A 13,927-nucleotide genomic window follows, 5' to 3' on the forward strand; every position below is an offset into this window, starting at 1 on the left:
GGAGCATCGGGGGATGCACATGAACAGCGTTCCGCAGCACCTGCTCAGCGAGGACCGCCAGGACTACGAGCGGATCCTCGACGAGGCGCTGCGCTCCGCCCCACACCGCCCGGAACTGGCCGCTGTCGGACAGCGGCTCAACCCCGAACAACTGCGCACCATGGCGCTGAACGCCACCGCGCTCATCACGGCCGCCGCGGCGACCGAGTACCAGCACTATGTGAAGGTCCGTGAGGAACTGCGCCAGCCGGCGCCGTCCAGCTCTTCGTCGTCGTCCCGTGAGACCGGCTCCGGTGAGCCGGGCGGGGGCGCGATGGGACTCGCCACCACCGTGGGAGAGGTCGCCGAGACCGCGGGACCCGGCCTCGTCGCCGTCCTCGCGGTCCTGGCACCCGTCCTCGCCGGCACCGCCGCAGCGATATTCCTGCTCGTCGGATACATCCTCAAGATGTTCAACCCCGAGCAGGCCTTCGCCCAGACGATGCTCACCACCGGATGGGTCTTCGGAGCCATCGCGGCGGCGGCCATCCTGGTCGCCGGCGCCGGGCTCCTGCTGACCGCCCTGCGCAACCGGCCCGCCCTCGACGGCACGCCCTACGGCGCGCTGAGCGAGGAAGTGGTCCTGGCCAGGGACGCCTGGCGGGAGGCCCTGCTGGAACGCGGCATCCTGCCCTTCCTGCGGGACGCGCTCGCCGACGCCGGCACGGCCGCCGCCCTGCACCCCACCTCACCGTCGACCCCGGCGGGCCGGATGCCGAACCTCGGCTACGGCCGCCCCGGGTTCAGCAGCCCGGACGAGGGCCCCGCCGGGGGCCACCGCCCACGCTTCTCGAGCCCGGACTACACGAGCCCGGACTTCGGAGGCCCGGAACACCAGCCGGAGTGAGGCGCGGCCCCGGGCCGCTGGCCCCCTCGCGTCACCGTCCCACGGTGAGTGCCCAGCGGACCCCGGACGGGGCGGCCACGTGCACGGTGCCGTGGTCGCGGGCGCGCTTCTGTGACAACTGGTTGAGGGTGCCGCTGACTTCTCCCTCGACGCATTCGAGGGGAAAGCTCATCCCGACCGGTTCCCCGGAGACGGTCAACGTGCCCCGGCCCTGGCAGTTCACGAGGATCGACAGGGTCCCGGCCTGGATGCCACCGCGAAGGGCCACCTCACGGTTGCCGCTGACGTTCACGGCCTGAGCCACGACCTCTCCCCCGGGAAGGACCGGGGCTTCGGTCACGGTCTCCCCGGGCACGCGCTCGGCACGCTCCGACGGCGTCGCGCCGGCCGTGGAGGCCTCGGCGTGGTGCGGCACGGTGTGAGGGGAGGGCGCTGCCCGGTCCTGGCCACTGCTGCAGCCCGTCAAGGCGACGACGGCCGCGATTCCCCCGATGACGGCGCACTTCTTCAGTTCACGCACAGGAGTCAGTGTCCCCCGCGAAGTACGCGAGGGACACCGGGAGTTCGGACGATCAGTCCGCGATCGGCAGATACACCCTGTTGCCCGCCGCCGCGAACTCCTTGGACTTCTGGGCCATGCCCTCCTCGATCTCGTCCTGGGAGCCGCCGTGGCGCCGGCGGATGTCCTGGGAGATCTTCATCGAGCAGAACTTCGGCCCGCACATCGAGCAGAAGTGGGCCGTCTTCGCGGGCTCGGCCGGCAGGGTCTCGTCGTGGAACTCGCGTGCCGTGTCCGGGTCGAGCGCCAGGTTGAACTGGTCCTCCCAGCGGAACTCGAAGCGGGCGTCGGACAGGGCGTCGTCCCACTCCTGGGCGCCCGGGTGGCCCTTGGCGAGGTCCGCGGCGTGCGCGGCGATCTTGTAGGTGATGACGCCGGTCTTGACGTCGTCACGGTTGGGCAGGCCCAGGTGCTCCTTGGGCGTCACGTAGCAGAGCATCGCCGTGCCCCACCAGGCGATCATCGCCGCGCCGATGCCCGAGGTGATGTGGTCGTAGGCCGGGGCGACATCCGTCGTCAGCGGGCCCAGCGTGTAGAACGGGGCCTCCTCGCAGATCTCCTGCTGGAGGTCGATGTTCTCCTTGATCTTGTGCATCGGGACGTGTCCCGGGCCCTCGATCATGGTCTGGACGTCGAACCGCTTGGCGATGGTGTTGAGTTCCCCGAGCGTCCTCAACTCCGCGAACTGCGCCTCGTCGTTGGCATCCGCGATCGACCCCGGCCGCAGGCCGTCGCCGAGCGAGTACGTCACGTCGTAGGCGGCGAGGATCTCGCAGAGCTCCTCGAAGTTCTCGTACAGGAAGCTCTCCTTGTGGTGCGCCAGGCACCACGCGGCCATGATCGAGCCGCCCCGCGAGACGATGCCCGTCTTACGGTTCGCGGTGAGCGGCACGTACGGCAGGCGCACGCCCGCATGGACCGTCATGTAGTCCACGCCCTGCTCGGCCTGCTCGATGACCGTGTCCTTGTAGATCTCCCAGGTCAGTTCCTCGGCCTTGCCGTCGACCTTCTCCAGCGCCTGGTACAGCGGCACCGTGCCGATGGGCACGGGCGAGTTGCGCAGCACCCACTCGCGCGTGGTGTGGATGTTGCGGCCGGTGGAGAGGTCCATGACCGTGTCGGCGCCCCAGCGGGTCGCCCAGGTCATCTTCTCGACCTCCTCCTCGATGGAGGACGTCACCGCCGAGTTGCCGATGTTGGCGTTGACCTTCACCAGGAACCGCTTGCCGATGATCATCGGCTCGATCTCCGGGTGGTTGACGTTGGCGGGCAGGACCGCCCGCCCCGCGGCGATCTCCGCACGGACCACCTCGGGGTCGACGTTCTCCCGGATCGCCACGAACTCCATCTCGGGGGTGATCTCCCCCCGGCGGGCGTACGCGAGTTGCGTCACCGCCTGTCCGTCACGGCTGCGCCGGGGCTGGCGCGGCCGTCCCGGGAACACCGCGTCGAGGTTGCGCAGACCTCCGCGCGGCGCGGTGTGCTTGATCCCGTCGTCCTCGGGCCGCACCGGCCGGCCCGCGTACTCTTCGGTGTCCCCGCGGGCGATGATCCAGTTCTCCCGCAGCGGGGGCAGCCCGCGGCGGACGTCGGTCTCGGCGGCCGGATCGGTGTACGGGCCCGAGGTGTCGTACAGCGTGACCGACTGCCCGTTGGTGAGGTGCACCTGGCGGACCGGCACCCGCAGATCGGGGCGTGAGCCCTCGACATACGCCTTGTGCCAGCCGATGGACTTCCCGGCCTCAGCGGAGGATTCGCCCGGCAGGGGCGATTCGTCCTGGTTCGAGGCAGGCGTGCGCGCGTCCTTGATGGTCATGAGACCTACTCCCTACGCCGGCATTACCCGGTAACAGGTTCGGCGGTCGACGCAGCGGTGTCCGTCCGCCGATGTTTCATGTGAAACATCGCTGGGACGGAGGTCAGCGCCCTCTCAGCCCGGTGCTCCGAGCTCCCGCGTGTACAAAGGTGCCTCCACGCTAGCGCCCGTCCGGGCGCGGTGAACAGAGGGCCCCCACCGTTCTTGCGATGATCGGGCGGTGACCACGACGCATGAACCTCCGTACCCGCCGCACGAACCGCGCCGCGGCCACGGCCCGGGCGACGACCCCGACCGGCACAACGACCCTGCGGAGCACCGGGGTTCAGGGGCGCCAGGAGGCGGGCCCGACGGCGGGCACGGACACGGACCCGAGCGCGGCCCCGGCCATGGGCACTCCCACAGCCACTCCCACGGTCCGGCCGCTCCCGTCTCCCGGCATCTGCGCAAGGTCATCGCGGCCGTCCTCATCCCGTTCGCCGCGGCGGTGGTCGTCGGCCTCGCCGTGCTCTGGCCGGGCGGCGCCCCCGCGCACGAGCGGACCGGTGTCGGCTTCGACCGGCAGACCCATCAGGCCACGGTCACCAAGGTGGTCGAGCTGAGCTGCAAGGACGTGGGCGCCGGCGGGGCTCCGCCGGCCGGGGGCGACTCGGCCGCGCAGGGCTCCTCCGGCAGGCGGGAGGAGAGCGGCACCTGCAAGAAGGCGACCATCCGCGTCGACACGGGGGACGACAAGGGCCGTACGTTCACGGAGATCGTCCAGCCCGACCAGTCACGGCAGTTGAGCGAGGGCCAGGAGGTCGTGGTCGCCTACGAACCGTCCGCCCCCAAGGACCTCCAGTACGCCGTCGCCGACGTCAACCGGCGCGTCCCGCTCACTTTGCTGGCCGGGATCTTCGCCGTCGCCGTCGTACTCGTCGGACGGCTGCGGGGCGTCATGGCGCTGGTCTCGCTGGCCATCAGCTTCCTGCTGCTCAACTTCTTCATCCTGCCGGCGATCCTGCAGGGCTCGAACCCGCTGGTCGTGGCGGTGGTGGGGGCGAGCGCCATCATGCTGATCGCGCTCTACATGTGCCACGGCCTCTCGGCGCGCACGTCGGTCGCGGTCCTCGGCACCCTGGTCTCGCTCCTGCTGATCGGCGTCCTCGGCTCGGTGTTCATGGACTGGGCGGCGCTCACCGGCAACACCGACGACAACACGGGCCTCATCCACGGCCTGTACCCGTCCATCGACATGAGCGGTCTGCTGCTGGCCGGGATCATCATCGGCTCGCTCGGTGTGCTCGACGACGTGACGGTCACCCAGACCTCCGCCGTCTGGGAGCTGCACGAGGCCAACCCGGCGATGGGCTGGCGCGGCCTGTACCGGGCGGGCATCCGCATCGGCCGCGACCACATCGCGTCCGTCGTCAACACGCTCGTCCTCGCCTACGCGGGCGCCGCGCTGCCCCTGCTGCTGCTGTTCTCCATCGCCCAGAGCGGCGTCGGCACGGTCGCCAACAGCGAGTTGGTGGCCGAGGAGATCGTGCGCACGCTGGTGGGTTCCATCGGCCTCGTCGCCTCCGTGCCGGTGACGACGGCCCTGGCGGCGCTGGTGGTGTCGGCCGACCGTCCCGAGCCCGGTACGGCGCCCGCGGGCCCCCGGCAGGCCGTCACGGGCCCGGCACCGGCCACGGGGCGGGGTGGGCGCGGACGCCGCCGTAAGCGGTGAGGCGGGGCCTCCGAGGCGCCCCTGACGTCCGCTGAAGCGTTACGCCACTCCCGCACCCGGCGACCGTGTGCGTCAGCCCGCGCTCTGCTCCTCGGCGAGGATGCGGTCCAGCGCCTCGTCGAGATGCGCGTCGAAGTCGGCGAGCGCCCCCTCCTGCCCGAGCGGCACCAGCTTGTCGGTGCGGTCCAGGAACGCCACGAGCGGTGCCACGGAGGAGCGGAACAGCGCCTGGTCCGGGCCGACCTGGAGCCGGATCAGCACATCGCCGAGGGTGTCGGAGCCGGCCGGGGAGACCCGTACGTCGCCCTCGCCGCAGGGCCTGCCCACGCCGTCGACCAGCAGCTCACGCCCGAAGGCCCAGGTGACCGGGGCATCACCGGGCAGATGGAACGTCAGCCGCACGGCATAGGGATCACAGGTCTCGTAGCGCAGTTCCACCGGGATGCGGAAGGAGAGCTCCTCGGAGACGAGAAAGCTCATCATGACCTCTGCCTGTACGGACTCGCGCATCGCCTACCCCGTCGGTTGCCTTCGACTGGCCGGGACGGACCCCGACACTGGTGGAATCTTGCTGAACGTACACGAGAGATCACAAGGAGTGAGTTTTCAGATACTGATAGAGAGCGCGAGTGACCCCAGGAGCCGGCCGATCTCGGCCTGGAGCCGGCACACCGCCGAGGGCAGCCGGTCGGCCTGGTGGAGGGGGAGCGACAGGGCGATCGTCGCGGCCGTCGTGCCCACGGTGATCGGGATGGCCGCGCACACCGTGCCGAGGGCGTACTCCTGACGTTCGGTCACAGGGGCCATGCGCCCGGCCTGGTCGAGGCGTCGCAGCAGGCTGTGGCCGTCCCGGACCGTGTAGGGGGTGATGGCGCGCACGGGATGCCGGTCCAGATGGTCCCGGCGGGCCTCCTCGTCCAGCTGCGAGAGCAGGCACTGGCCGATGGCGTGGGCATGGCCGGTCTCGCGGAAGTCGGCCCACTCGTGCACCGCCGGATTGCCCGGGGTGTCGGAGACGCACAGGACCTCGATCTCACCGGCGCGGTACTGCGCGTAGTAAACCGGGACACCGATCGCGTCACGCCATTGAGCGAGTGCGTCGACCATCGTGCTGCGACGTTTCTGCTGAGCGCTGGTGCTGCTCAGCCGCACGGCGGCGTCACCGAGGAAGAACAGCCCCTTGTCGCGGCGCAGATAGCCCTCGTGCACCAGGGTGCGCAGCAGGTGGTAGGCCGTGGGCAGCGCGAGGCCCGTCTCGCGGGCGAGCTGCTTGGCGGGAGCGCCGTACGCGTGGCCCGCGACGCACTCCAGCAGCCGCATGGCGCGCTGCACCGATCCGATGAGGGTCGCGGACGGCGGCGGCTCGGGGGAGGCCGGGGCCGCCTGGGACGCCGGGGTCGTCTGCCGCGGGACCTGGGGGACCGCGGGGCGCGGTTGTTCCAGGGGGTGGTGGGCCGGTGTGGGTGGTGCGGTGTCAACCGTGGGCAAGGTCACTCCCGAGGGGCGAGGGGGAGCCCGTGCGGGGGAACACGGGAGGGGTGCACGCCGCTCGCGGGGGCGACCCCGCGTCGATTAACGGAGCCTATTGGCCCGTCACCGCTGACGGCCGCACGGCCGGGGAAACTTCCCTCGCCCGAGGGAACCGGCGGTTCCTGTTACCGCCCCACCGGTCCCCCGTGAACGTCACCAGTCGCTGCGTGACGACGAACTCGACGTGAACTTCCTGACGACGTAGATCAGTCCGCCGACCAGGGCCACGAAGACCAGCAGTTTGAAGAGCAGTCCGATCACGAAGCCGACGACGCTGGCTATCAGCCCGCCGAACACGACCAGGGCGAGGACCGGCACCGCGATCCACTTCACCCACCACGGCAGTCCCGCGAAGATCTCACGCATCGCCCTTGTCCTTACCTCTCCGCCCGTCCAGTGCGGGTCCTGACTGTCGAATCCACTGATTCCCTGCACTCGATGCTAGGGCCGGCAGGTGGTCCGGCGGGCGCCTCGCAGCCCTTGTCCTCCCCTGATCGAACCCCTAGGGAACCCTGAGACGCGGGATCAGCTCTCCGGGGGAGAGAACACCACGAGCACCCTGAGGTCCTCGCTGATGTGGTGGAACTTGTGGGCGACACCGGCCGGCACGTAGACGACGCTCCCCCGTCCCACATGCGTGGTCTCCAGGCCGACGGTGATCTGTGCGCGGCCGCTCACGACGAAGTAGACCTCGTCCTGGTTGTGCGGTTGTTGTGGATCGCGCTCGCCCGCGTCGAGCGCGTACAGGCCCACCGACATGTTCCGCTCGCGCAGAAACTGCAGGTAGGCACCGTCGTTGGCAGCGCGCTCCGCTTCCAGTTCGTCCAGCCGGAACGCCTTCATCGCAGTCATCCGCCCTCGTCACAGTGCTTTTGGCCGATCTCGTCTGCCACGATCAGACACATGAAGAATTTCGTAGTCAAGACGATCGCCAACGCCGGCGCCCTCGCCGTCGCGGTCTGGCTGATAGACAACATCACCCTGACCGGCGACAGCACCGGCAAGCAGGTCGCCACCCTCCTGCTCGTCGCCCTGATCTTCGGCCTGGTCAACGTGGTCGTGAAGCCGGTCGTCAAGCTCTTCAGCCTGCCGCTGCTCATCCTGACGCTGGGCCTGTTCACCCTCGTCGTCAACGCCCTGATGCTGCTGCTGACCTCGTGGCTCGCCGACAAAGTCGACCTGAGCTTCCACGTCGAGGGCTTCTGGACGGCCGTCCTGGGCGGCCTGATCATCTCGATCGTCTCCTGGGCGCTGAACGTCGTCCTGCCCGACGGTGACTGAGCGCCCGATGACCTACCGCGTCTGCTTCGTCTGCACGGGCAACATCTGCCGCTCCCCGATGGCCGCGTCCGTCTTCCGGGCCCGGGTCGAGGAGGCCGGGCTGGACGGTCTCGTCGAGGTCGACAGCGCCGGCACCGGCGGCTGGCACGAGGGCGACCCGGCCGACCCGCGCACCGTCTCCGTCCTCGAGGAGCACGGCTACGACAGCGAGCACACCGCCCGGCAGTTCCGGACGTCCTGGTTCGAACGCGTCGACCTCGTGGTCGCCCTCGACGAGGGGCACATGAAGGCGCTGCGCCGGCTCGCCCCGACGGCGGACGACGCGGCGAAGGTCCGGCTGCTGCGCTCCTACGACCCCGCCGCCGGCGAGGACCTCGACGTGCCCGACCCCTACTACGGTGACCGGGACGGCTTCGAGGAATGCCTCACCATGGTGGAGTCGGCGAGTACGGGCCTGCTCACAGCGGTCCGCGAAGAGGTGGAGGGCAGGACGGCATGAGCGGTACACAGGGACAGACACCGGTTCCCGACGCGGGAGACGGCACGCGCGCGGTGCGGGCCGGGCTGCCGGAGCCGGTCAAGTACGAGCCGACCCTGCCGGGGCCGGTCTTCGCCGCCCACTTCCACCTGCCGGGCGAGCCCACGGGTCCGTACACCTACGGCCGGGACGAGAACCCGACCTGGACGCATCTGGAGCGGGCCATCGGCGGCCTGGAGGCGCCGGGGGAGAGCGACGTCGAGACGCTCGTCTTCGCGTCCGGCATGGCCGCCATCTCCTCGGTGCTCTTCTCCCAGCTGCGGTCCGGCGACGCGGTCGTCCTGCCCAGCGACGGCTACCAGGCGCTCCCCCTGGTGCGCGGGCAGCTGGAGGCGTACGGCATCGAGGTGCGGACGGCGCCGACCGGCGGCGACGCGCAGCTCGGCGTCCTCGACGGGGCCAGGCTGCTGTGGATCGAGACGCCGTCCAACCCCGGCCTCGACGTGTGCGACGTCCGGCGCCTCGTCGAGGAGGCGCACGCGCGCGGGGCGCTCGTCGCCGTCGACAACACCCTCGCCACCCCGCTCGGGCAGCGGCCGCTGGAGCTGGGCGCCGACTTCTCGGTGGCCAGCGGCACCAAGCAGCTGACCGGCCACGGTGATGTGCTGCTGGGCTATGTCACCGGCCGCGACCCGGAGGCCATGGCGGCCGTGCGGCGCTGGCGCAAGATCGTCGGCGCGATCCCGGGGCCGATGGAGGCATGGCTCGCGCATCGCTCCCTGGCCACGCTGCAGCTGCGGGTGGAGCGGCAGAACGCGACCGCCCTGGCCGTCGCGGAGGCCCTGCAGGACTGGCCGGAGGATCTCGCGGTGCGGTATCCGGGGCTGCCCAAGGACCCGTCGCACGCCGTCGCCGCCCGGCAGATGCGGCGCTTCGGCTGCGTCGTGTCCTTCACGCTGCCCACGCGCGCGCGTGCCGAGCGTTTCCTGGAGGCGCTGCGGTTCGTCGACGACGCCACCAGCTTCGGCGGGGTGCGCTCCACGGCCGAGCGGCGGGGCCGCTGGGGCGGGGACGACGTGCCGGAGGGCTTCATCCGGATGTCGGTCGGCGCCGAGGACACGGAGGACCTGGTGGCCGATGTGCTGCGGGCCCTGGAGGAGTCGGCCCGGTGACCCTCGCCGGGAGCGGCCGCCGGGGGAGGACGGGCGGTCCGAGCCTCCCCCCTCGTGGCTCGGACCGCCCCGGTTCCGCGCGCCAAGAACCGCGCGAACAAGGCTAGTTGACTCTCTGTCAGTGTCCAATCACAGTAGCGACAGCGACCTATCGACATATTTATAGTTGGGCCCTGCCCTGGGGGTGGGGAGAAGGGCGGGGAAGGGGAGGACGGTGGCATGGATCTGGCCTTGCTGCGCACTTTTGTGACCGTGCACCGGGCCGGTTCCTTCACCCGGGCCGCGGCACTGCTGGGCCTGTCCCAGCCGGCCGTGACCTCGCAGATCCGGACGCTGGAACGGCAGTTGGGGCGCCCCCTGTTCCTCCGGCAGGCGCGCGGTGTGACCCCGACGACCATCGGCGACGAACTCGCCCACAAGGCCGCCCCCCATCTCGACGCCCTGGTGGAGATCGCCGAGACCGGTCTGGACGACGAGTCCTCCTTACGCTCGCTGCATCTCGCCGGGCCTCCCGAGTTCACCGCCGAGCGTGCGCTGCCCGCGCTCACCGGTCTGACCGGCGAGGACAACCAGGGCTTCGCCCTGCGCGCGTCCTTCGGCACCGCGGAGGAGACCCTCGAAGGGCTGGCCGCCGGACATCATGATCTGGCCATCACGACGGCCCGTCCACGGGGCGCACTGCTCACGGCGACTGCGCTCTGCGACGAGGAGCACGTCCTGGTGGCGGCTCCCCTCTGGATCGAGCGGATCGGCGCGGGCCACCTCCTCGACAAGGGGGCGCACGCCCTCGAGGACATCCCGGTGGTGGAGGTGCACGAGTCCCTGCCCTTCGTCTCCCGCTACTGGGCCTCCGTCTTCGACTCCCGCCCGGCCGCGCCCGGCACCGTGATCGTCCCGGATCTGCGGGCGGTCCTCGCCTGCGCGGTCGCGGGAGCGGGGCTGGCGGTGCTGCCGCGCTATCTGTGCGCGGACGCCCTCGCCCGCGGTGAGGTCGTCGCCCTGCACGAGCCGCCCGTCCCACCGCTGCGGACGTACTTCCTGGTCGTCCGTACCGGCACGCTGGCCATGCCGCATATCGCACGGGCTCACGAATGGCTGCTCAGGGCGGCGGCGGACTGGGCCTGAGCTGGGGTTTCGCAGCGGTCACCCGGTGGGCTCGGGCGGTGACCGGATGCGATGTTTCACGTGGAACCAGCCGGGCCACATTTCCTCCATGACCGTCCGACCCGTGGTCAAGCGCACCGCCCGCGCCGTTCTTCTGGACGGCGACGATCTGATCCTGATCAAGCGCACCAAGCCGGGCATGGATCCGTACTGGCTCACGCCCGGCGGCGGTGTCGAACCGACGGACTCCACCGTCGTCGACGCGCTGCACCGCGAGGTGTACGAGGAGCTGGGCGCCAAGATCACCGATGTGGTCCCCTGCTTCGTCGACACCGTCGAGCACATCGGCCACGACGAGGCGTCGACCGGGGTGAAGGTCCAGCACTTCTTCGTCTGCCACCTGGAGTCCATGGACCCGGCCCTGCGGCACGGCCCCGAGGTGGACGAGCCGATCGGCGAGTACGAGATCGTCCGGGTGCCGTTCAACCGGGTCGGGATCGCCTCCGTGCACCTGGTACCCCTGTCGCTGCGCCACTACCTCGACGGGAACATCGAGGGCGTGCGCGCCCTGCACGCCTCTGATCTGGGCTGACGCGGATGCTCGACGCATCGCCAAAAGGTCGTATGTCTCACTCGAAATTGGTGGACGGCCAGGGCACTCGTCCGACAGCCTGACGTGCGTGCCGACACCTTCCCTCGCCGCTCTGCCCATCCGCCGTCTCACCCATCGCGACCTCGTCGCCTGTGCCGATCTGTCCGAGGACCGGGGCTGGCCCCGTGAGGAACACAAGTGGGGGCTGCTGCTGACCGCCGGCCGTGGATACGGCATCGACGCACCCGACGGCGGACTCGTCGCCGCCTGTGTCGTCACCGAGTACGGGCCTCGGGAGCGGCCCGATCTGGGGGCCATCGGCATGGTCCTGGTCGCCGAGCGGTACGCCCGCCAGGGCGTCGGCCGGCGCCTGATGCGTCACGTCCTCTCCGCGATGGGCACGACGCCGCTGACCTTGCACGCCACCCCGAACGGCCGGCCGCTCTATGAGGAGCTGGGCTTCAAGACCACGGGTCGGGCGGAGATGGTGAGGGGGCACTTCGTCCCGGACGGCTTCACGCCCTCGGTCCCCACCCGCACGGCGACCGCCGAGGACCTTCCGGCGCTTCTCCGGCTGGACGAGGAGGTGTTCGGGGCGGATCGCACGCACATCATCACGCGGCTGCCCGCCTTCGCCGATCAGCTGCGGGTGGCCGAGGACGGCGGCCGGATCATCGGGTACGCGGGCGCCTGGCCCAATATGGCCACGCATGTGGTGGGCCCCCTGGTCGCCCGGGACACCGGGACGGCAAAGGCGCTGATCGCCTCCCTCGCCGCCCACACCGACCGTCCCCTGCGCACCGACATCGACGTACGCCACGAGGAGCTGCTGACCTGGGTGAAGCGGCATGGTCTGGACTCCGTGGCCTTCAACGCGGTCATGACGTACGGCATCCCGGAGCTGCCGGGTGACTGGAGCCGGCGGTTCGCCCCGCTGACGGTGGCCGCCGGCTGAGAGGTCACCGCCCCATGCCGAAGCGCCGGTCCCCCGTCGGGAGCCGGCGCTTCGTACGTGCGTCGTGGCGCGTGTGCCGTCAGAGGACGGAGTCGACGGCCGTGGCCGCGAACCCGTGGTCCTGCTCGGGCGCCCCGCCGCCGACACCGATCGCGCCGATCAGGCGGCCGTCACGGTGGATCGGCAGACCGCCCGCGATGAACAGCAGTGGCCGGTCGAGCGCGGTCGGCAGGGTGTGGAAGAGACCGCCGGGCTGGACGGCGTCGACGAGATCGGCGGTGGGGGTGCTCAGCTGCAGCGCCGTGTAGGCCTTGCGGGTGCTGGTCTCGCCGGAGATCAGTACGGCGCGGTCGTCGCGGCGGAAGGCGAGCAGGTGCCCTCCGGCGTCCAGGACGGTGACGCTGACCGGCACTCCGGCGGCCTCGGCGGCACGCTGGGCGGCGAGGACGAGGGCGTCGGCGTCCTGGCTGGTCAGGGGGGTGACCGCGGTCGCGGTGGTCATGGGTTCTCCTTGTGGTGCGGTGGTGCGGTACCGAGGGGATGGTCGAGTGGCCGGGTGCGCGGGGGCGGCCCTGACCCCGCGCACGGATCGGCTCAGTGGTGGGCGACGGCTTCCGCCTCGACGGAGGCCGGGCGGTCCGTGACGGCGGTCTGCGCGGAGGTCCCGCCACGGCGTTCCAGTGCCGCCGAGAGGAACGCGAGCAGCAGCGCGGCGGCGGCGAGGGCGGCGCCGACCCAGTTCGGGGAGGTGTAGCCGAAGCCGGCGGCGATCACGATGCCGCCGAGCCAGGCGGAGAGGGCGTTGCCGAGGTTGAAGGCGCCGATGTTCACGGCCGAGGCCAGCGTCGGGGCGCCGTGCGCCTGGTCGAGGACCCGCTTCTGCAGCGGGGGCACGGTGGCGAAGCCCAGGGCGCCGATCAGCGCGATGCTGATGGCCGCGAGGATCTTGTGGTGCGCGGTGACCGTGAACAGGGCGAGTACGACGGCGAGCGCGCCCAGGGACACGTACAGCATCGGCATCAGGGCGCGGTCGGCGTACTTGCCGCCGATCAGGTTGCCGCCGACCATGCCGAGCCCGAACAGGACCAGCAGCCAGGTCACGGAGCCGTCGGCGAAGCCGGCGACATGGGTCATCATCGGCGCGATGTAGGTGATGGCCGCGAAGACGCCGCCGAAGCCGAGCACCGTCATCGCCATGGCGAGCAGCACCTGGGCGTTCTTGAAGGCGGCCAACTCGTGGCGCAGGCGCACGCCCTGGGGCTTGGGCATGTCGGGGACCAGTTTGGCGATACCGGCGAGACCGATCAGTCCGAGCACGGCGACGATGGTGAAGGTGATCCTCCAGCCCGCGGCCTGTCCGACGAACGTGCCCAGCGGGACGCCGACCACGTTGGCCACCGTCAGACCGGTGAACATCATCGCGATGGCGCCGGCCTTCTTGTCCGGGGCGACCAGGTCGGCCGCGACGACCGAGCCGATGCCGAAGAAGGCGCCGTGGGCGAGCGAGGCGACCACGCGGCCGATCAGCATGACGGAGAAGGACGGGGCGACGGCGGAGAGCAGGTTGCCGAGGACGAACAGGCCCATCAGCAGCATCAGCATCCGCTTGCGGGAGACCTTGGTGCCGAGGACGGTCATCAGCGGGGCGCCGAGGACAACGCCGAGGGCATAGCCGGTCACCAGGAGTCCGGCGGTGGGGATGGAGACCCCGAAGTCACCCGCGACCTCGGGCAGCAAGCCCATGATCACGAATTCGGTCGTCCCGATTCCGAAGGCCCCGATCGCGAGGGCCAGAAGCGCGAGAGGCATGAAGGGGTACCTTCCCAAACGATTGCAGGTGCGC

The 13,927-nt window shown here is 70.8% G+C and carries 16 protein-coding genes and 1 riboswitch; of the genes, 8 read left to right on the forward strand and 8 right to left on the reverse strand.

The window, feature by feature from the left end; translation table 11 throughout:
- Positions 1-13 precede the first annotated feature (13 nt).
- Positions 14-886, forward strand: a complete 873-nt coding sequence (locus tag F8R89_RS17785) for a hypothetical protein (RefSeq protein ID WP_151784901.1) — start codon at positions 14-16, stop codon at positions 884-886.
- A gap of 31 nt (positions 887-917) precedes the next feature.
- Here the strand turns inward: F8R89_RS17785 and F8R89_RS36770 are convergent, their stop codons facing one another.
- Together F8R89_RS36770 and thiC are read right to left on the reverse strand one after the other, a co-directional pair.
- Positions 918-1,406: a hypothetical protein gene (locus tag F8R89_RS36770; protein WP_225994423.1), complete on the reverse strand. Its 489-nt coding sequence runs from the start codon at positions 1,404-1,406 to the stop codon at positions 918-920.
- Positions 1,407-1,458: 52 nt separating this feature from the next.
- On the reverse strand, positions 1,459-3,261 hold the full coding sequence (thiC, locus tag F8R89_RS17795; protein WP_151784902.1) for a phosphomethylpyrimidine synthase ThiC: 1,803 nt from the start codon (positions 3,259-3,261) through the stop codon (positions 1,459-1,461).
- Positions 3,254-3,410, reverse strand: a riboswitch (TPP riboswitch). (Overlaps the previous gene by 8 nt.)
- 71 nt (positions 3,411-3,481) lie before the next feature.
- On the opposite strand from thiC, the gene F8R89_RS17800 reads away from it, so the two are divergent.
- Positions 3,482-4,972 carry a YibE/F family protein gene (locus F8R89_RS17800; RefSeq protein WP_151784903.1) on the forward strand — a complete coding sequence of 497 codons (1,491 nt, stop codon included), beginning with the start codon at positions 3,482-3,484 and terminating at the stop codon, positions 4,970-4,972.
- Between the two features lie 72 nt (positions 4,973-5,044).
- Here the strand turns inward: F8R89_RS17800 and F8R89_RS17805 are convergent, their stop codons facing one another.
- The 4 genes from F8R89_RS17805 to F8R89_RS17820 form a co-directional block, all read right to left on the reverse strand.
- Positions 5,045-5,482 (reverse strand): SsgA family sporulation/cell division regulator, encoded by a 438-nt coding sequence (locus F8R89_RS17805; RefSeq protein ID WP_062665858.1) that lies wholly within the window; start codon positions 5,480-5,482, stop codon positions 5,045-5,047.
- A gap of 96 nt (positions 5,483-5,578) precedes the next feature.
- Positions 5,579-6,304, reverse strand: coding sequence for an IclR family transcriptional regulator (locus F8R89_RS17810; RefSeq protein WP_151788180.1), 726 nt, complete (start codon positions 6,302-6,304; stop codon positions 5,579-5,581).
- A gap of 351 nt (positions 6,305-6,655) precedes the next feature.
- Entirely contained in the window at positions 6,656-6,868 is a 213-nt protein-coding gene (locus F8R89_RS17815; RefSeq protein WP_151784904.1) for a DUF5326 family protein, read from the reverse strand.
- Between the two features lie 159 nt (positions 6,869-7,027).
- Positions 7,028-7,345 (reverse strand): cupin domain-containing protein, encoded by a 318-nt coding sequence (locus F8R89_RS17820; RefSeq protein WP_151788181.1) that lies wholly within the window; start codon positions 7,343-7,345, stop codon positions 7,028-7,030.
- 60 nt (positions 7,346-7,405) lie between these two features.
- Here F8R89_RS17820 and F8R89_RS17825 point away from each other — a divergent pair, with 60 nt between their 5' ends.
- From F8R89_RS17825 to F8R89_RS17850, 6 genes are all read left to right on the forward strand, one after another.
- Positions 7,406-7,783, forward strand: a complete 378-nt coding sequence (locus F8R89_RS17825; RefSeq protein WP_151784905.1) for a phage holin family protein — start codon at positions 7,406-7,408, stop codon at positions 7,781-7,783.
- Between the two features lie 7 nt (positions 7,784-7,790).
- On the forward strand, positions 7,791-8,282 hold the full coding sequence (locus F8R89_RS17830) for a low molecular weight protein-tyrosine-phosphatase (RefSeq protein WP_151784906.1): 492 nt from the start codon (positions 7,791-7,793) through the stop codon (positions 8,280-8,282).
- Positions 8,279-9,433 (forward strand): cystathionine gamma-lyase, encoded by a 1,155-nt coding sequence (locus F8R89_RS17835; protein ID WP_151784907.1) that lies wholly within the window; start codon positions 8,279-8,281, stop codon positions 9,431-9,433. The genes F8R89_RS17830 and F8R89_RS17835 overlap by 4 nt, the downstream gene beginning before the upstream one ends.
- Before the next feature lie 219 nt (positions 9,434-9,652).
- Positions 9,653-10,558: a LysR family transcriptional regulator gene (locus F8R89_RS17840; protein ID WP_151784908.1), complete on the forward strand. Its 906-nt coding sequence runs from the start codon at positions 9,653-9,655 to the stop codon at positions 10,556-10,558.
- An 88-nt stretch (positions 10,559-10,646) separates the two neighbouring features.
- Positions 10,647-11,129 (forward strand): NUDIX domain-containing protein, encoded by a 483-nt coding sequence (locus F8R89_RS17845; protein WP_062665870.1) that lies wholly within the window; start codon positions 10,647-10,649, stop codon positions 11,127-11,129.
- Positions 11,130-11,217: 88 nt separating this feature from the next.
- Positions 11,218-12,084: a GNAT family N-acetyltransferase gene (locus F8R89_RS17850; RefSeq protein ID WP_151784909.1), complete on the forward strand. Its 867-nt coding sequence runs from the start codon at positions 11,218-11,220 to the stop codon at positions 12,082-12,084.
- A gap of 79 nt (positions 12,085-12,163) precedes the next feature.
- Here the strand turns inward: F8R89_RS17850 and F8R89_RS17855 are convergent, their stop codons facing one another.
- Together F8R89_RS17855 and F8R89_RS17860 are read right to left on the reverse strand one after the other, a co-directional pair.
- Positions 12,164-12,586: a GlcG/HbpS family heme-binding protein gene (locus F8R89_RS17855; RefSeq protein ID WP_151784910.1), complete on the reverse strand. Its 423-nt coding sequence runs from the start codon at positions 12,584-12,586 to the stop codon at positions 12,164-12,166.
- A 92-nt stretch (positions 12,587-12,678) separates the two neighbouring features.
- A complete protein-coding gene (locus F8R89_RS17860) occupies positions 12,679-13,893 on the reverse strand; it encodes an MFS transporter (protein ID WP_151784911.1) in 1,215 nt (404 codons plus the stop codon).
- Positions 13,894-13,927: the final 34 nt, after the last annotated feature.

The organism is Streptomyces sp. SS1-1 (genome assembly GCF_008973465.1).
Lineage (GTDB): Bacteria > Actinomycetota > Actinomycetes > Streptomycetales > Streptomycetaceae > Streptomyces.